The following is a 17,189-nucleotide window of genomic DNA, read 5'->3' on the forward strand; positions in this document are numbered from 1 at the left end:
CCGGTGCCGGTGCTGCCTGTGCTGCCGGTGCTGCCGTTGCCGCCGAGTCCGCTGCTGATGCCGGCGCGGGTGCTGCCGGTGCTACCGCCGCCATCCGACATACCCGCCCCACCGCGAAAGCGAGCCTCCCCACATGACCACCCGCGTCCTCATCGGCTTCGCCGACGCCTTCGCCGCGATCGAGTCCGCCTGGTCCCTGGCCGACGCCGGCCACGAGGTCTTCGCCTTCGCCCGGCGCGGCAGCTCACCGGCGTTGGCCGCCTCGCGCCGGGTACGCGTCGTGCCGGTCACGGCGCCCGAGGATGATGCCGCGGCCTGCGTCGCCGACGTCGTCGACGCCGCCCGGCGCCTCGGCGCCTCCGTGCTGCTTCCGCTCGACGATCTGGCCGTCTGGGTCGCCGACCGGACCGATCTGCCGGTGGCCGGGCCCACCGGCAAGGCCGCCGCCTTCGCGCTCGACAAGCGGCTGCAGGTCGAGGCGGCGGCCGACGCCGGGTTCGCGGTTCCGGCGCGTACTGCCGGCGGGCCTTGGGTCGTCAAGGCCGCGATGGCCGCCGTCGAGCGGGACGGCAGGCTGCTGCGTCCCGGCGGCCGGGTCGCCGCCACCGAGGCCGACATCGCGCGCGCCACCGAGGAGCTCGCCGGGCCCGTGCTGGTCCAGCAGTTGCTGACTGGCGTCGGTGAAGGGGTCTTCGGTTTCGCGACCCCGGACGGCATCCGCGCCTGGAGCGGCCACCGCCGAGTCCGCATGACCGATCCGCGCGGCTCGGCCTCCAGCGCGTGCCGCTCGATCGCGGTCGAGGAGGACCTGCGTCCCCGGGCGGAGATGCTGCTGGCCTCGGTCGGCTGGCGCGGCATGTTCATGCTCGAACTCCTGCGCGACACCGCCGGGACCCCGTGGTTCATGGAGGTCAACGGCCGGCCCTGGGGCAGCATGGCGCTGGCCGTGCGCCGCGGCTTCGACTACCCGGTCTGGGCCGTCCGGCAGGCGCTCGAGCCGGAGTTCGTCCCCGAGGCGCCGGATCCCGAGCCCCCGCACGTCGTCTGCCGGCACCTCGGCCGCGAGCTGATCCACCTGGCCGCCGTGCTGCGCGGGCCGATCGCCGACCACCCCGGCCCGTGGCCGAAGCGCGCCGCGACGCTGGCCGCCCTGCGCCCGACCCGCGCTGACCGCTGGTACAACCTGCGCCGCGGCGAGCGCCGCGTCTTCTGGCGCGACACCTGGTCGACCCTGTCCGCCCAAGCCGCCCGCATGAGACGGAGAACTTCGTGACCACGGTCCGCGCGGTAGCGCACATTCACTCCGAGTGGTCCGACGACGCTTCCTGGCCTCTCGACCGCCTGGCCGCCGCCTTCCGCAAGCGCGGTCGCAGCGTCCTGTTGATGTGCGAGCACAGCCGTACCTTCACCGAAGCCAAGTGGGAGGAGTACGTCCAGGCCTGCGCCACAGCCTCGGGAGACGGCGTCCTGGTCGTCCCCGGCCTGGAGTACAACGACGCCGACAACGTCGTCCACATCCCGGTCTGGGGCGACGTCCCGTTCCTGAGCCAGACCCCTGACATCGCCGACGTCCTGGCCCACACCCGCGCGGCGGACGGCGTCGCCGTCTTCGCGCACCCCTGGCGCCGCAACGCCTGGAGGCGCTTCGACCCGGCCTGGGCCAAGGACCTGACCGCCGTGGAGATCTGGAACCGCAAGTACGACGGCTGGGCCCCGAACCGCCAGGCCCGCGCCTACGCCGAACGCCTGGGCCTGCCGCCGTTCGTGGCCCTGGACTTCCACGGCGCCCGGCAGTTCTTCCCGCTCGCGATGGAGCTGACGCTCACCGGACCGCCGTCCCGCACGACCGTCGAGGACGCCCTGCGCGACGGCCGGTTCGAGCCGCTGGCGTTCAGCCGCTCGGCGCTGCGGCTGACGTCAGGAGTCGGCGGCCTGGCGCTGGCAGCGGCCGAAGCCGCGCGCGCCGTCGCGGCCCGCACGGTTCGAGCCGCACTGAATAGAAGAAAGTAAAGGAAGTAACTGTCAGGGGCCCGGCTTGGCCCGCAGCCGAGCCGGGCTCACCAACGCACGCACCGCCGCCTTGCTACTGGCTCGCCCCAGCAACGCCCGCGACGCCTCCCGCAACAGCAGCGCGCCCCAGAAAGCCGCGACCGCCGGAGCGCTATGCGTACGCCGGTAAAGCCGCACCCGGTTCACCGTCAGCAACGTCCACAGCTTCGGCGAGACCGTCGCCTCGCCCTCCAGATGCACCGCGACCGCGTCCGGCGCCAACCGGGTCGCCAATCCATGGGTCCGCGCCCGCAACGCGTATTCCGTCTCCTCCGAGTAGAGGAAGAAGGACTCGTCCCAAGGCCCGCACGCCTCGACGCACTCCCGCGACAACGCCATCAACGATCCGGCGACCCAGTCCGCACGGGTCGGGCCCTTGTACGCCTCCGGATCCGCGACCTGCTCACCGAGCGCGGCGAAGCGTCCCGACCGGTGCGCGCCGAGCACCATCTCGCCCAGCAGGCGCAACGGATTCGGCTCACGTCGCAAGGTTCTGATCATGCGCCCGGTGCCGTCGTACAACAGCGGCGCCGTGATCCCGGTGCCCGGCAGATCCAGCCCGCGCACCAAAGCCTCGCCGCACCCCGGCCGCATCCGGATGTCCGGATTGCAGACCAGGACGGCGTCGGTCTCCTTGCCCAGCGGGCCGACCGCTTCCAGCGCCGCGTTGATCGCGGCGGCGTAGCCGGCGTTGCGTCCGGTCTGGACCAGCAGCGCGTCCGGGGCCTTCGTCCGCACCAGATCGGCCGTCCCGTCGGCGGAGTCGTTGTCGGCGACCACCAGCCGCCAGCGCAGCCCGGCCATGCCGGACTCCAGCGAGTCCAGCAGCCCGGGCATGACATCGGCGCTGTTCCACGTGACCACGACCAGCACGGCCCCGGGCAGTTCCGCGGCGGACGACCGCTCCTCAGCAGACGACCGTTCCTCAGCGGACGACGGCATCGAGCACCTCCGTCAGCTCCGCCACCCACCGGGCCATCCCGAACTCCGTCTCGGCCAGCCGCCGCGCCTCGCGGCCCATCGCTTCCGTCCGTTCCTGGTCGGCGACCAGCTCCAGGATCCGCGCCCGCAGCGCCGCCGCGTCATGGGCCGGCACGAACGCGCCGTTGACGCCCTCCGCCAGCGCGTCACGCTGGCCGTCGACCCGCGTGCACACCACCGCGCGCCCCATCGCGAAGGCCTCGATCATGCAGCTGATCCCGTGGTCGGTGTCGCTGGGGTGCAGCGGGAGCACGACGAAGCGCGAGCGCGCGTACAGGTCGCGCAGCTCGACCGGCGACAGCGGACCGAAGGTGACGCCCTCCGGCAGCGCGACGCGCTCGCCGCGGTCGCCGAGTTCGGCCCGCCAGCGGTCGTCCATGCCCGCTACCAGCGAGCCGGCGATGTGGCAGCGCACGCCGCTGCCGTCGAGCGCGGCGATCAGGGTGGCGAAGTCGCGGTTCTCGCGGCCGGCGGAGCAGATCAGCGGTGTGTCCGGTTCATCGGCTGTCCCGGGCTTGGCCAGATCCGGATCGAAGAACTCGGTGTCCACGACCCACTTCGGCGACACGATCCGCTCCGCGGGCACGCCCAGGCGCTTGACCGCGAACTCGGCCTGCGCCGTCGGCGGCAGGACCAGGGTCGTGATCCCCGGCCAGGCATACCGCAGCAGCTTCGCCTTGGCGCCGGAGGAGATCCAGCTGTAGAGCGTGACGAGCTTGGCGCGCCCGCGGCGGCCGGTGAAGCGCAGCGCCAGGGCCAGTGGCAGGCTCGACGCCTCGGCGCCCCAGGCGAAGATCGCGTCGTACTTCTTGCGCACGCGGAAGGCTTCGGCGGCGAACGCCAGCGGGAGCGGCAGCCTGCCGTATATCCGCCTGCGCAATCTCGACGGACCGGTCAGGAAGCGCTGGTCGAGGACCGTCAGGTCATAGGGCAGGTCGTAAAGCCAGACCTTCGAGCGGGTCCCGCCCTTCGCCTGTTCGGCGACCTCCTCCAGGTAGGGCGGAAACCAGCCCGCCGACACCATGACCAGGATCCGGGGTTGCTCCAGGGCGTCCGTCACCGGGCCATGCTCGCAAAGCCGGGAACAACCCCACAAGAGCGTTAGAACCCTGACAGGACCCGCGCGGATTCCGATGCGATACTGGGCAATCGTGGTGTCAGTGGTCATCCCCGCGCACAACGAGGCGAGCGTGGTCGGACGTCTGCTCGGCGGACTTCTGGCCGACGCGGCGCCGGGCGAGTTCGAGGTCTGGGTCGTCGCCAACGGCTGCACGGACGACACGGCGGAGGTCGCCGGCGCGTTCGCGGACGTCAAGGTGCTGATCTCCCCGCAGGCGGACAAGCACGCCGCCATGCGGCTCGCCGACGAGCACGCCGAGGGCTTCCCGCGGCTGTACGTGGACGCCGACGTGGAGCTCGGATCGCAGGACGTGCGCGCCCTCGCGGCGGCGTTCGACGATCCGGGCGTCCTGGCCGCCGGCCCGTCGCGGGCGATGCCCGCCGAGCGGCGGCCGTGGACCGTGCGGTGGTTCTACGACGTGTGGGACGAACTCCCGGTGGTGCGCGACGGGCTGTTCGGGCGCGGCGTGGTCGGGATCTCGCGCGAGGGCTGGGAACGGCTGCGCGCGCTGCCGCCGCTGCTCGGCGATGACCTGGCGGCCTCGCTGCTCTTCGAGCCGGCGCGGCGCCGGGTGGTGGCGGAGGCCTCCGTGGTGGTGCACCCGCCGCGGACGCTCGGGGCGCTGCTCAAGATCCGCACCCGCGCCCTGGTCTCGACGCTCCAGGCCGCCGACGACCCGTCGCTGACCACGGCTTCGGGATCGGCGCGGACGTCGCTGTCCGACCTGCGGGCGATCGCCGCCGCCTCGCCGGTGCGCGCCACGCCGAAGGTCGCCTGGTTCCTCGTGCTCACAGTCGCCACCAAGCTACGCGCCCGGCGCGCGGTCCGTACGAAGGACTACCGAACCTGGCACCGGGACGACACCAGCCGCTGACCAAGATCAGAGTGTCAGTGTTCTGGTTCATGGGTAGCCTCGCCCACAGGGGGTGGGGAAGCCATGACGGAACGTACCCGAACGCCGCACGCTGTCCTGGTGCTGTTGAATCTGCCGGTGCCCGACGACCAGCGCGCCTGGTCTCAGGCCCTTGCGCTGCGCGACGACGGCGCACGGGTCACGGTGGTGTGCCCGGCGATCCGAGGACGCCTGGCCGGACGCGAGCGGATCGACGGCATCGACGTGATCCGGTTCCGCTCCTTCGAGGGCCAGGGCGCGCTCGCCACCGCGGCCGAGGGCATGTGGACCGCGGCCGCCGCGGCCGAGGCGGCCCGGGGCGCGCTGCGCTCCTCGCGCGCCACGACCCCGCGCGTGCTGCAGATCGGCAACCCTCCCGACCTGCTGTTCCCGCTCGCGTGGTGGGCCCGCCGGCGCGGCATCCGGACGGTGTACGACCAGCGGGACGTGGTCCCGGTGCTGGCCGAGTCGCGCGCCGGATTCAGCAGGCTGACGCCGCTCTTCCTGGCGGCCGAGCAGCGCATGATCACGACCGCGGACGTGGTGATAACCCCTAGCGAGGAGCAGCGGGCGCGGATCCTGAGCCGGTACGGGCGCGACGCGCTGATCATCCGGACGGCGGAGGTGCCGCCGGCAGCCGCCGAGACCGACTCAACAGCTGGCTCGGCGTCCAGTTCCGGCCCCAGCCCCGGCCTCGACCCCGACCTCACCATCGGCTACCTCGGCGTGGTCGGCGAACAGGACGGCCTCACGGACCTCCTCGACGCCGTCGCCCTCCTGCGCGCCGACGGCGCCGCCGGCTTCCACGTCGCGGTCGCCGGCGACGGCCCCGCGCTGCCCGCCGCGCGGGCCGCCGCGACACGCCTGGGCCTGGACGACCTCGTGACCTTCCACGGCTGGCTGGGCCCCGGCGCCGTCGACACCTTCCTCGGCCGCATCGACGCGATGGCCGTGCCCGACCCGGACAACCCCTTCAACCACTTCTGCGCGATGAACAAGGTCACCCACGCGATGGCCCGCGGCATCCCCGTCGTGCTGCGCCCGCTGCGCGAGAACGTCCGCCTCACCGCGGGCCACGCCTACGAGGCCGCCGACATGACCATCCGCGCCTTCGCCGACGCCCTGGCCGCGTTCCTGAAGGACACCCCGGCCGCGCGTGCCGAGATCGCCGCCGAGGCCCGCGCCACGTTCGAGGCCCACCATTCGTGGCCTCATCATGCGCCCCGCTACGTCGCCGCCGTGTCCCCGACGCGCCACTGAGCACCGAGCAACCCTGACGCCCTCATCCGAGCGTCAGGGCCCTCACTCGTTCAATCCCATCCCCCGCACGAACCCGCCGCGGGCCCGCCGTCCCCCGCCGAAGATCGCGTCCCAGTCGAACTCGTCCGGGATCTCGGGCAGCGACACCACCACCGCGCCGCCGTTCTGCTCGACGGCGTCACGCCAGGCGAGGACGCCCTGCACGCCTTCCGGGCCGCCCAGCGTCGGTATCAGGCACCCGCCGTCCGGCCCGTCGAGCACGCACACCGAGTACCCCGCCATGAGCTTCCAGCTGTCGCAGGTCGGCAGCAGCCCTTCCAGCGACGCCAACGCGGGGAACTCAGCGTGCATCGGCGCCTCCCCCAACACCAGCAAAGGCATCGGCCCCAGCACGAACCGCGCGTTCTCCCGCGGCAGCAGCATCGCAGTCATCGCGCCACCGTACCGGGGGCCTGATTATCTTTCACCCGTCGCGGACTCACCCCAGCGCCGACACCCCGGCCCACGCCTTGTGCGTCGCGACCGCCTCCGGCTTGCCGAACCCGCCGCCGGCGACCCCCGGCAGCAGCACCAGGTTGCCGTGCTTGTTCACGGCCCAGATGTCCGGCAGCCCGTCGCCGTTGGCGTCGCCCTTGGTGATCAGCAGCGGATACCGCGCGGCGCTCAGCCCGTGGCCGATCAGCACCCGCGTCGTCCCGTCCCCGAACGTGCCGTCGGCCGCCCCCGGGTAGCGCCAGACCTGGCCGGTCGCATCGTCCCGCGCGATCAGGTCGTGCAGCCCGTTCGCGGCGGGCACGACGCCGATGACGGTCCGGCCGCTCCAGCCGGCCCCGGCCGTGGCCACCGGCGCGTTGTAGCGGTCCATCACCACCGACGAGTACAGGAACAGCTGGTCGCCGACCTTGCCGACCAGGTCCGCCCGGCGGTGCCCGGTGAGGTCGCCCGGCGAGAACAGTTGCGTGAACGCCGGCCACGCCGTCGTCCCCGACGGCGGCGGGACCAGCACCTCCTGCGAGGGCGAGAACCCGCCGAGGCCGTCGCCGAACGCGTTGTACAGGTTGCCATTCTGGAAGACGAACAGGTCCTGGAACTGGCCGCGCCGCTCGTCGCCGCCGCCGGCGATGAGCGCCCCGGTGAGGTTCGTCCCCGGCAGCGTGCCGACCGCCGGCGCCACCGAGCCGTCGCCGGTCCCGGCCGAGAACCGCAGGCCGCCGTCCGCGCCGATGGACAGCAGGTCGGTGCGGCCGTCGCCGTCGTAGTCGGAGTAGCCGTCGACCTGCGCGGTGCCGGTGAGCGAGAAGGTATAGGTCGTCGGCTGCGACACGTCTCCGGCGGCGTCCACGGCCTCGACGGTGAGCGTGTTGGTGCCGAACTGCGCCGAGCGCAGCGCCGGCGTGGTCGCGGTCCCGTCGGCGCCGGCCGCGACGTGCGCGTTGCTGCCGGGCGGCGTGGACAGCGTGCCGTTGAGGACGTAGTCGAACTCGACCACGCCGCTGGCGGCCGGCACCGAGAAGGTGAACGTCCCCGGCGTCCGGATCACCGGTCCCGGCTGCCCCACCGGCGGAAAGACCGCCGAGGTGACGGTCGGCTGCGGGACCGTGCCGGCGGTGGCCGGACCCGAGGCGAAGACCCCGGCTCCGGCGGCCGCGACGCCGGCCGCGAGCAGTATCAGGGCACGACGAGTCAATGGTTGGACCATGATGGAACCCCCCTGAAGCAAAACCCCGTACTCCCCGGAACCAGGGGAGCGCAGCCATGGTACGTCGCGCTGACCTGGTGGGCTACCTCAACTGCCCCGCCGCCCCCACGCGCCCCACGACTTCCATGAGCGCCGCTCCCAACGGCGCCTCGATCCGCGTCGAGGCGTACCGGTCGCCGCGGGTGACGCCCTGGTTGACGATCACGACCGGCTTGCCCGCCTCGGCCGCCCGCCGCACGAAGCGCAGCCCCGACATCACCGTCAACGACGAGCCGAGCACCAGCAGCGCCTCGGCCCGGTCCACCAACTCGTTGCACCGCTCGACGCGCGTCTTGGGCACGTTCTCACCGAAGAACACGACATCCGGCTTCAGCACCCCCTGGCCGCAGGACTCGCAGTCCACCGGCCGGAACCGCAGCACCGCGTCCTCGGCCAGGTCCACGTCGCCGTCGGGGTTGATCCGCGCCGCGACCCCGTCGAAGACCGGGTTGGCCTCGTTCAGCCGGCGCTCCAGTTCCGTCCGCCCGCTAAGCGTCCCGCAGGTCAGGCAGATCACCCGGTCCAGGCTCCCGTGCAGGTCGACGACCTCCGGCAGGGTCCCGGCGGCCTGGTGCAGCCCGTCCACGTTCTGCGTGATCACCCCGGCCACGTGCCCGGAGGCCCGCAGCGCCGCGACCGCCCGGTGCCCGGTGTTCGGCTGCGCGCCGGCCATGGCCCGCCAGCCGAGGTGGCTGCGCGCCCAGTACCGCTGGCGGGCCTGCGCGCTGCCCGCGAAGTCTTCGTAGGTCATCGGCGTGTGTTTGCGCAGCGCTCCGGATTTGCCGCGGTAGTCGGGGATCCCGGACTCCGTGGACAGCCCCGCGCCGCTCAGCACGACCACCCCGCGTCCGGCCACCAGGTCCACCATGGCGTCCAGGCTCGTCGTGCGCGGAAAGTGCTCGCCGGTCGGCTCCCATGTCAACGTCGGTCGCGTACGCACTCCACCAGCGTAAGCGCCGCCCCCGACGGCGCGACACGCCGCGATGAGCGGGGACCCGCCCACCTGCCCATTCTGTGGATGACCCGGGACTACGGTATGTGCGCGTAACGGACATATTGCCCGCCAGAAGGGACGTCCTCGTGAGCCAGCCCTCGCCTGCGCAGCTGCCGTCGATCCTGCCGGGGCCCCGGCCCGACGGGGCGGACGAGGCGGCGACACCGGAGCAGCGGTACCGCGCCGCCAACGAAGCGGCACTGAAGATCACCCGTCGTGCCGGGATCTGCCTGTGCATGATCGTGAAGAACGAGTCGGCGGTCATCGAGCGCTGCCTGGCCTCGGTCCGCGGCCTGGTGGACTACTGGGTCGTCTCCGACACCGGCTCGACCGACGGCACCCAGGACCTGATCCGCGCGGCGATGGCCGGCATCCCCGGGGAGCTGCACGAGGACCCGTGGCAGAACTTCGGCCACAACCGCTCGCTGAACCTGGAGCACGCCCGCGGTAAGTCCGATTATCTGCTTCTCATCGACGCCGACATGGTCCTGCGCCAGAGCGGCGACCTGCCGGCGCTGACCGCGGACTCGTACATGATCCGGCACAGCGGCGACGTGGAGTACCGCAACAAGCGGCTGATCCGCGCCGACCTGCCGTGGCGCTACGTCGGCTCCACCCACGAATACCTCACCACCGACGGCCCCGACCGCCAGCTCCACCTCGACGAGCTGATGGTCGACCACTTCGCGGACCGCGGCTCGCGCGCCGACAAGTTCGAGCGCGACGCGCGCCTGCTGTCCGCGGACCTGGAACGGGACCCGGACAACGCGCGCACGGTGTTCTACCTGGCCCAGACACGGCGCGATCTCGGCGAGCACGACGCGGCCGCCGCCTTGTACCGGCGGCGGGCGCGGATGGGCGGCTGGGTCGAGGAGGTCTACTTCTCGCTGCTGCAGATCGGCGAGCTGGCCGCGGAGGCCGGCGACTGGCCGACGGCGATGACCACCCTGGTCGAGGCCTGGGAGTACCGGCCACAGCGGCTGGAGGCGCTGTACGAGCTCACCTCGCGGCTCAGGCTGCGCGGGCAGTATCAGGCGGCTTACGCGTTCGCCAACGCCGGCGTCGGCGAGCCGCAGCCGGACGACGTCCTGTTCGTCCGTCCGTGGGTCTACCGGTGGGGCTTGCTGTTCGAGCTCTCCATCAGCGCGTACTGGGTCGACGACTTCGTCGCCTCGGTGCGCGCCTGCGACATGCTCCTCGCGATGCCAGACCTGCCCGATCTGCATCGGCGGCAGACCGCCTCCAATCGCGAACTGTCCTTGCAGCGGCTCGCCGAGTCCCGTCGTTCATATGAGAAATGAGGATTCCCGGATCTGCGGGCGTGGCGTTCCGATAATTCTCTGTTACGTCCCGTGAGCGTGGCCCGACCTCGGCATATCGGCCGAGCGAGTGAGAAACCAGCGATGCCGTTTCGACCGATTCCGGTATCGGGAAATGAGACGTCTGAGAACAGTCGTCAATTCTCACGTCCGGTCCGGACGTGCCCACAGCTCCACTTCCGAAAGGGTTCCTCCAGCATGTCGCAAGACTCTCAGAGGTCGGTGGGGACGCTCCAGAAATGCGTCATGGTCACCACCGGCCTGACGGTGCTCGCCGGCGCCACACTGACCGTCGTCGGCGTCCGGCACGGCACGGCGCACAACAACACGGTCCGCACCGAGGCCGCCCCGATCAGCGTCGCCGCGTTCTCGGCGCCGCCGGCGGCGCACGTGGCGGAGCGGACGGCGCTCGGCGCCGCCGTGCACCCGCCGCTGCACCAGGCCGCGATCCACCAGACCTCGATCCACCAGGCCGCGGTTCACCAGAGCGCGATCCACCACGCCGCAGTTCACCAGAGCGCGATCCACCACGCCGCAGTTCACCAGAGCCCGATCCACCACGCCGCAGTTCACCAGAGCCCGATCCACCACGCCGCAGTTCACCAGAGCCCGATCCACCACGCCGCAGTTCACCACGCGTTCACGCCGACGGCCGACGGGATGCCGCTGCCCCCGCCGCAGCCGCACGAGTTCGTACCGTGGCGGGACCGCGAGGAGCACTTCCACCACGGCATGATGCACAAGCCGTGCCACCACAGACCGCACGAGAAGTGCGAGTGCGTCGGGAAGCCGGGGCCGAAGGGCGAGCGGGGACCGAAGGGCGACTGGGGGTCGGTGGGGCCCACCGGTCCGACGGGGGCTACCGGTCCGACGGGCGCTACCGGTCCGGCCGGTCCGGCCGGTCCGGCCGGCGGTCCGACCGGCCCCACGGGCGCGACTGGCGCTACTGGCGCGACCGGTGCCACCGGCGCGACCGGCGCGACCGGGGCCACCGGCGCCACCGGCGCGACCGGCGCGACCGGGGCGACCGGGGCCACTGGTGCGACCGGCGCGACCGGGGCCACTGGTGCGACCGGAGCCACGGGCGCGACTGGTGCCACGGGCGCCACCGGCGCGACTGGTGCCACCGGACCCACCGGCCCCGTCGGCCCGGACATCGACCTCGCCTTCCAGAGCGACGAGTTCGCCGAGCAGACCACCCTCAGCAACAACGTCCTGAACTACCGCCTGGTCGACAACGGCACCCGCGGCGCGGCGCAGCCCTTGTCCACCCTCGCCAACTACCCGGGCACCTCTATCGACAACGTCGTCGACGCCTCAACGGCCGTCCGGAACGACCACCTCTACGTCGACGTCGTCACCGCCGGCGGCAACGCGGCCGAACTCGTCTGCATGCTCGCCGGAACCAACGGCCTCGACGAGGGCGCCACCCCAGCCGTCGCCTGCAACTCGGGCACGGTCGAAACCCCGATCTACTGGGTCACCATCCCGTTCTCGTAAACCGCCTCACCCCGCTCGGCCCCGTCGCATCCGCGGCGGGGCCGTTCTTCGTCTCGCCTCACGCCTCCACAGGATCGCTGCGCTGTCCGGCCATCGCATCAGAGCCGTCCCCAGCTCCCGACCCGACCGCCTACTGGACACCGGGCAGCGTCAGCGACAAAACCGCTGCTACCGCCGAGAACCCCACCGACCGGCCGGCTTCGCGAAGCTGACCATGGAGTCGGTCGCCGCCCGCGCCAAGACCGGCGTCGCGGTCCTGTACCGCCGCTGGCCCAACAAAGACGACATGGTCCTGGCCGCCATCCGCCACTACGGCACGACGCATCCCGTCGAGGCCCCCGACACCGGAAGCCTGCGCGGCGACATGATCGCCTTCTTCACCGGCTTCGGCGTGGCCCGGGTGGGCTTCACCGCGATCGTCAGCGCCACGTTCGCCGGCCTGCTGGACACCACCGGCATGACGCCCGCCGAGGTGCGCGAGAAGGTGCTGACGGACGGCTCGCGCTGGTCCAGAACGATCTACGGCCGGGCCCACGACCGGGGTGAGATCGACCTGACCGCGATTCCGACGGCGGTCCTGCGATGCCCTTAGACCTCCATGCGTCACGAGATTCTGATGACGCACAAACCGATCCCGCCAGAGCGCATCCTGGAGATCGTGGACGACCTGTTCATGCCGCTGATCAATCTCCACCGCCCGACTCAGGCTCCTACGACTACGATCGGTACGACACACCAAGTCGGGTGAAAGCGGGCCGAACGAGTGCGCATTCTGATCATCGGGGGCGGCATCGCCGGATCGGCCGCCGCGCTGGCCCTGCACCAGGCGGGATTCGAACCCGCCGTCCACGAAGCGCACCCCGACTCCGGCGAGGACCTCGGCGCCTTCCTCACGTTGGCCGGCAACGGAATGCGCGCGTTGGGCCAACTCGGCGCCGCCGAACTGGTCGCCGCACGCGGCTTCCCGCTGACCGCGCTGCGCCTGATCGACGCCGCCGGCGCCGAACTCGCCGCCTCTCCCCTCGGCGACGTCGAAGACCCGCTGACCCGCTACCAGTGCCTGCGCCGCGCAGACCTCGCCGCAGCCGTCCAGCAGGAAGTTCGGCGCCGCGGCATCCCGCTCACCCACGGCTCCCGACTCAGTTCCCTGACTGAAGAATCCGCCGGTATCACCGCGAGCTTCACCGACGGCCGGACCGCGACCGCCGACCTCCTCATCGGCGCCGACGGCCTGAACTCACGAGTACGGGCCCTGATCAGCCCGGCCGAACCGCGCTACGCGGGCCAGAAAGTCTTCTACGGCTACACGACCGAGGCCGCACCGCCCGACCACCGCGCCACCATCACCATGATCCGAGGCAGCGCAACGGCTTTCGGCTACACGTGCTCCCCTACTGACGAGACCTTCTGGTTCGCACGCGTCACCAGCCCCCGCGCCACGCCCGGCGAGATCGCGACCACGACACCGGCCGCATGGCGCGACCACCTCGTCCCCCTGCTCCGCCCCGACACCACACCCGCCGCGGACATCGTCGCCGCCACCGGCGACCAGCTCATGGTGACCAACGCCGTCGACCTGCCCCTGGGCCTGCGCTGGCACACGCCCCGCGCGGTGCTCATCGGCGACGCCGCCCACGCCGCCTCGCCGGCCACCGGCCAGGGCGCCTCCATGGCGCTGGAGGACGCGGTGATCCTGGCCAAGGCTCTGCGCGACGCCCCGACCACGGCCGAAGCACTCGCCGACTACGACCGGCTCCGCCGCCCCCGTGTCGAGAACAACATCGCGTCCAGCGCCGCCCTGAGCGCCGGACGCCCGCCGGCGACGCCGAAGACGCCGCCGCTCACCGACGAAGAGCTGATGCGGCAGTTGTCCTGGACGACTCCGCTACCCGGGTCTCGGCCTGATCAGTGACACGCAACCCTGATCAGTGACACGCGACCCCGGTGATCTTCATCGTGGTGAGGTCGACGGTATAGGTCGCCGTACCGATCGTAGGAGCGTCCGACCGATTCCCGTCAGTCGGAGCACCCAGGACGCTGATTTCGACCGACTCGTTGTTCCCGTTCACAGTGCCGATGCCCTTCGCCGACACACCGAACGGATCCTTGTCGGCGCAGAGCAGCGGGACCTTCCCCGTCGTGGTCAGGTCAGTCTGGAACGCATCGGCCGACGCGAAGTACGGCGCCACCTCCGACGTGGGCTTCGCACCGGAGCTGACGAGCGAACGTTCCCGGGCATAGGCCTGAAGCGCATACATCACCAGGGCGTCGGCGGGGTCGCCGCCATAGGTGTGCGAATCCTTGCCGGCGGCAGCGATGTCCGAGGCCGGGATCGATGGCAGCCCCTCGCAGATGACGCGCTGAACGTCTCCGGTGGAGGGATCCACGAAGAGGTCCGCAGGGTTCGAATACGTGACCTGATCGTAGGAGTAGCGCCAGGCGGCACCGGCGGACGTGGTCACCGGAGCGTAGAAGACCCAACTGCCCGGCAGGTACTGCGCGCAGACATTCCATTCGCCATCAAATTCAGGCGCGGCTGCATCTTGAGAGGTGGGCGCGTAGGCGTGGCTGGACCTGATCTCCTTGCTCGGTATCTGGTCCATGCCATAGGTGCTCACGATGAACGACAGGCCCGCATAGCCGGGCATCGCCGACGCCACGCACTTGATCGACTCGATCTTGCCGCTCGCATCCACGTCGACCGAGGCCGCCTTGGGCGCGAGCTTGCCCTTGTCGAAGAGGTCCACCCGCACCGTCGCCCCGGACCCCGATTCCGCAGCGACAGGCGTCTCGACCACGGCGAGCGTGGACGCCTTCGCGCCACAGGTGGCGCCGGCCGTCGGTTTGCCCGCGGAACTCCAATAGGTGTGGAACTGCGAGGCGCTGGCGAAGAGTGTCGGCGTCGCAGCCGCGTCACTGGCCATATGGCCGTTGGGATCGAGCGCGTGCTGAACGATGCCGTAGAACGTCCCGACTCCCGCGCCGGCGATCGGCGCCGCCAGGCCCGCCTGGCCCGCAAGGATCTGCGGGGCAGTCGGGGGTGCGGAGGGCTGCGTGCTGGGAGTCGTCGCGGCGGCCGCGGGCGCTTCCGAGCTCTGGCCGCCGGCGGCCGGCGTCGCAGACTTCTTGCTCAGCACGCCTGACTCGACGACGCCGAAGCCCCCGCCGGCGAGCACCACGACGACGGTGGCGACGACGAGCGGGACCCGCGACCGGCGCCTGCCGACTCGCGCCTCACCTCGCCACTCGTCCCGGTTCTGGCCCCGGTCCTGGCCCCGGCCCTGGCCCTCGTACGGCGCCCGACCGCGGTACTCGTGCCCGCCGTCATATTCATCGCGCCCGCCATACTCGTCATACGAATCGCGCCGCTCACCGAGCTCACCGCGTTCCCGCACTCCCGACCCTCCCGATCACTCGACCCATCCCTCGGCCCATCACTCGACAGCCCCAGCCCCCACCGCTATGACGTCCGACACAGAGCGGCGTTCCCACCCGTGACCGAATCGTGACTGCCGCACCGACGCCCGGGCCAGGCGGAGATCGGGGCCGGTACAGTTGCTCGGGTTGCGCTCCAGCAGCCCCGGCCGTCCGCCCCACCGGCTTCCAGGCCCGATCCCCGAAGAGAGCCGGAAGGCGATGACCGCAGGTATAGACCCCGAACGCATGCGCCTGGTCCTGGCGACGCTGGCCGAGCTCAGCGACCTTCCGCTGGACCACCCGCAGGCCGTCGAGCTGCGCAGGGCGACCTCCGACGTCTACCGGGAGGTCAAGCGCCGCCGCCGTCAGGAGAGCCGGACGGCGAAGACCACCAACGACCGCGCCGTCACGGAGCGCACCGCGACGGGCGCCGCGAGCCGGATCGACGACGAGACCCAGGGCCTGCAGCTCGCCAGCGGAACCACCGGCGCCATCGCCGGGATCCTCGAGCGCCCGCGCTCCTGCTACATCTGCAAGACCCGCTACGTCGAGGTCGACGCGTTCTACCACCAGCTGTGCCAGAGCTGCGCGGCCGAGAACCGCTCCCGCCGCGACGCCCGCACCGACCTGACCGGCCGCCGCGCGCTGCTGACCGGCGGCCGCGCGAAGATCGGGATGTACATCGCCCTGCGCCTGCTGCGCGACGGCGCGCACACCACGATCACCACCCGCTTCCCCAACGACGCGATCCGCCGCTTCACCGCGATGCCGGACAGCCACGAGTGGCTGCACCGACTGCACATCGTCGGCCTCGACCTGCGCGACCCGTCCCAGGTCATCGCCCTGGCCGAGGAGACGAGCGCGGCCGGACCGCTGGACATCCTGATCAACAACGCCGCGCAGACGGTCCGCCGCTCCCCCCACGCCTACAAGGAGCTGATCGACGCCGAGGACGCACCACCGCCCCCCGGCGAACTCCCCGGCGTGACCACCCTCGGACGCTTCGACCTGAGCCGCCAACCGATGCTGCCCGCCCAGGGCACCCCGCACCGCGCGAAGCTCAGCGCCCAAGCCCTGACCGCCCTCGCCCTGACCTCAGGCTCCGCCACCGCCGCCCTCATCGAAGCGGGCACCGCGATCGACGCCGGCGGCCTGGTCCCGGACCTGGACGAAGCCAACAGCTGGAGCCACAAGATCCAGGAGGTGGACCCGATCGAACTCCTGGAGGTCCAACTCTGCAACGTGACGGCCCCCTTCATCCTGGTCAGCCGCCTCCGCGCAGCCATGGCCGCCTCCCCCGCCCGCCGCAAGTACGTGGTCAACGTCTCCGCGATGGAAGGCCAATTCGCCCGCGGCTACAAAGGCCCCGGCCACCCCCACACCAACATGGCCAAAGCCGCCCTCAACATGCTGACCCGCACCAGCGCCCGCGAAATGCTGGACCAGGACGGCATCCTGATGACGGCAGTGGACACCGGCTGGATCACCGACGAACGCCCCCACCCCGAAAAGACCCGCCTCCACGACGCCGGCTTCCACGCCCCCCTCGACCTGGTCGACGGCGCCGCACGCGTCTACGACCCGGTGGTCCGCGGGGAGGCGGGGGAGGATCTGTTCGGCGTCTTCCTCAAGGATTACCGGCCGCATCCGTGGTGAGGCCGGAACCATCGCACGGTTCTGGACCTCAGGTGCGCGAAGCTACCTGATATCAGGCACGTGACGGGCACGCGGCCCCGAACGGCCCCGTAACGCAAAGAACCCTGGTCCGGGAAAAACCTCCCGACCAGGGTTCTAACTATTCATACCTTCAGTGGAGCCAAGGGGACTCGAACCCCTAACCCCCTGCTTGCAAAGCAGGTGCGCTACCAATTGCGCCATGGCCCCGTTAGAGCGGTCCGCCTCCCGAACCCGGAAGACGG

At 71.5% G+C, this 17,189-nt stretch carries 15 protein-coding genes and 1 tRNA gene; 9 read left to right on the forward strand and 7 right to left on the reverse strand.

The genetic code is table 11. The features are described 5' to 3' along the window. The first annotated feature begins 133 nt into the window (after positions 1-133). Positions 134-1,273 (forward strand): hypothetical protein, encoded by a 1,140-nt coding sequence (locus ABH926_RS41805; RefSeq protein WP_370371960.1) that lies wholly within the window; start codon positions 134-136, stop codon positions 1,271-1,273. Continuing rightward, positions 1,270-2,010 (forward strand): PHP domain-containing protein, encoded by a 741-nt coding sequence (locus ABH926_RS41810; protein WP_370371962.1) that lies wholly within the window; start codon positions 1,270-1,272, stop codon positions 2,008-2,010. Before ABH926_RS41805 ends, ABH926_RS41810 begins: the two co-directional genes overlap by 4 nt. A 12-nt stretch (positions 2,011-2,022) precedes the next feature. Here ABH926_RS41810 and ABH926_RS41815 read toward each other — a convergent pair whose 3' ends face one another. Beyond that, positions 2,023-2,991, reverse strand: coding sequence for a glycosyltransferase family 2 protein (locus tag ABH926_RS41815; protein WP_370371963.1), 969 nt, complete (start codon positions 2,989-2,991; stop codon positions 2,023-2,025). Beyond that, on the reverse strand, positions 2,975-4,090 hold the full coding sequence (locus tag ABH926_RS41820; protein WP_370371965.1) for a glycosyltransferase family 4 protein: 1,116 nt from the start codon (positions 4,088-4,090) through the stop codon (positions 2,975-2,977). The genes ABH926_RS41815 and ABH926_RS41820 overlap by 17 nt, the downstream gene beginning before the upstream one ends. Before the next feature lie 73 nt (positions 4,091-4,163). Here ABH926_RS41820 and ABH926_RS41825 point away from each other — a divergent pair, with 73 nt between their 5' ends. Then, complete coding sequence (locus ABH926_RS41825) at positions 4,164-5,024, forward strand: glycosyltransferase family 2 protein (protein ID WP_370371967.1); 861 nt, start codon at positions 4,164-4,166, stop codon at positions 5,022-5,024. A 63-nt stretch (positions 5,025-5,087) separates the two neighbouring features. Next, complete coding sequence (locus tag ABH926_RS41830) at positions 5,088-6,302, forward strand: glycosyltransferase (protein ID WP_370371969.1); 1,215 nt, start codon at positions 5,088-5,090, stop codon at positions 6,300-6,302. Positions 6,303-6,344: 42 nt separating this feature from the next. Here the strand turns inward: ABH926_RS41830 and ABH926_RS41835 are convergent, their stop codons facing one another. From ABH926_RS41835 to ABH926_RS41845, 3 genes are all read right to left on the reverse strand, one after another. Next, a complete protein-coding gene (locus ABH926_RS41835) occupies positions 6,345-6,734 on the reverse strand; it encodes a hypothetical protein (protein WP_370371971.1) in 390 nt (129 codons plus the stop codon). Between the two features lie 46 nt (positions 6,735-6,780). Then, entirely contained in the window at positions 6,781-7,989 is a 1,209-nt protein-coding gene (locus ABH926_RS41840) for an FG-GAP repeat domain-containing protein (RefSeq protein ID WP_370371973.1), read from the reverse strand. A gap of 94 nt (positions 7,990-8,083) precedes the next feature. After that, positions 8,084-8,980 carry an NAD-dependent protein deacetylase gene (locus ABH926_RS41845; RefSeq protein ID WP_370371975.1) on the reverse strand — a complete coding sequence of 299 codons (897 nt, stop codon included), beginning with the start codon at positions 8,978-8,980 and terminating at the stop codon, positions 8,084-8,086. Between the two features lie 140 nt (positions 8,981-9,120). On the opposite strand from ABH926_RS41845, the gene ABH926_RS41850 reads away from it, so the two are divergent. The 4 genes from ABH926_RS41850 (at position 9,121) to ABH926_RS41865 (ending at position 13,765) form a co-directional block, all read left to right on the forward strand. Beyond that, on the forward strand, positions 9,121-10,335 hold the full coding sequence (locus tag ABH926_RS41850) for a glycosyltransferase (RefSeq protein ID WP_370371977.1): 1,215 nt from the start codon (positions 9,121-9,123) through the stop codon (positions 10,333-10,335). 216 nt (positions 10,336-10,551) lie between these two features. Beyond that, positions 10,552-11,853 (forward strand): hypothetical protein, encoded by a 1,302-nt coding sequence (locus ABH926_RS41855; RefSeq protein ID WP_370371978.1) that lies wholly within the window; start codon positions 10,552-10,554, stop codon positions 11,851-11,853. Positions 11,854-12,061: 208 nt separating this feature from the next. Continuing rightward, positions 12,062-12,445, forward strand: coding sequence for a TetR/AcrR family transcriptional regulator C-terminal ligand-binding domain-containing protein (locus ABH926_RS41860; protein WP_370372003.1), 384 nt, complete (start codon positions 12,062-12,064; stop codon positions 12,443-12,445). Between the two features lie 171 nt (positions 12,446-12,616). Further along, positions 12,617-13,765: an FAD-dependent monooxygenase gene (locus ABH926_RS41865; RefSeq protein WP_370371980.1), complete on the forward strand. Its 1,149-nt coding sequence runs from the start codon at positions 12,617-12,619 to the stop codon at positions 13,763-13,765. Positions 13,766-13,778: 13 nt separating this feature from the next. Here the strand turns inward: ABH926_RS41865 and ABH926_RS41870 are convergent, their stop codons facing one another. Continuing rightward, on the reverse strand, positions 13,779-15,248 hold the full coding sequence (locus tag ABH926_RS41870) for a hypothetical protein (protein ID WP_370371982.1): 1,470 nt from the start codon (positions 15,246-15,248) through the stop codon (positions 13,779-13,781). A 241-nt stretch (positions 15,249-15,489) separates the two neighbouring features. Here ABH926_RS41870 and ABH926_RS41875 point away from each other — a divergent pair, with 241 nt between their 5' ends. Then, entirely contained in the window at positions 15,490-16,926 is a 1,437-nt protein-coding gene (locus tag ABH926_RS41875) for an SDR family NAD(P)-dependent oxidoreductase (RefSeq protein ID WP_370371984.1), read from the forward strand. 155 nt (positions 16,927-17,081) lie between these two features. Here the strand turns inward: ABH926_RS41875 and ABH926_RS41880 are convergent. Further along, positions 17,082-17,154 (reverse strand) — tRNA-Ala (locus ABH926_RS41880). Positions 17,155-17,189 lie beyond the last annotated feature (35 nt).

This window comes from Catenulispora sp. GP43 (assembly GCF_041260665.1).
Classification (GTDB): Bacteria; Actinomycetota; Actinomycetes; order Streptomycetales; family Catenulisporaceae; genus Catenulispora.

What these genes read in the sequence shown, in the direction of transcription:
- ABH926_RS41805 (WP_370371960.1), top strand. Translation starts at nt 134, where the DNA reads ATGACCACCCGCGTCCTCATCGGCTTCGCCGACGCCTTCGCCGCGATC.
- ABH926_RS41815 (WP_370371963.1), bottom strand. Translation starts at nt 2,991, where the DNA reads ATGCCGTCGTCCGCTGAGGAACGGTCGTCTGCTGAGGAGCGGTCGTCC.
- ABH926_RS41825 (WP_370371967.1), top strand. Translation starts at nt 4,164, where the DNA reads ATGCGATACTGGGCAATCGTGGTGTCAGTGGTCATCCCCGCGCACAAC.
- ABH926_RS41830 (WP_370371969.1), top strand. Translation starts at nt 5,088, where the DNA reads ATGACGGAACGTACCCGAACGCCGCACGCTGTCCTGGTGCTGTTGAAT.
- ABH926_RS41835 (WP_370371971.1), bottom strand. Translation starts at nt 6,734, where the DNA reads ATGACTGCGATGCTGCTGCCGCGGGAGAACGCGCGGTTCGTGCTGGGG.
- ABH926_RS41855 (WP_370371978.1), top strand. Translation starts at nt 10,552, where the DNA reads ATGTCGCAAGACTCTCAGAGGTCGGTGGGGACGCTCCAGAAATGCGTC.
- ABH926_RS41875 (WP_370371984.1), top strand. Translation starts at nt 15,490, where the DNA reads ATGACCGCAGGTATAGACCCCGAACGCATGCGCCTGGTCCTGGCGACG.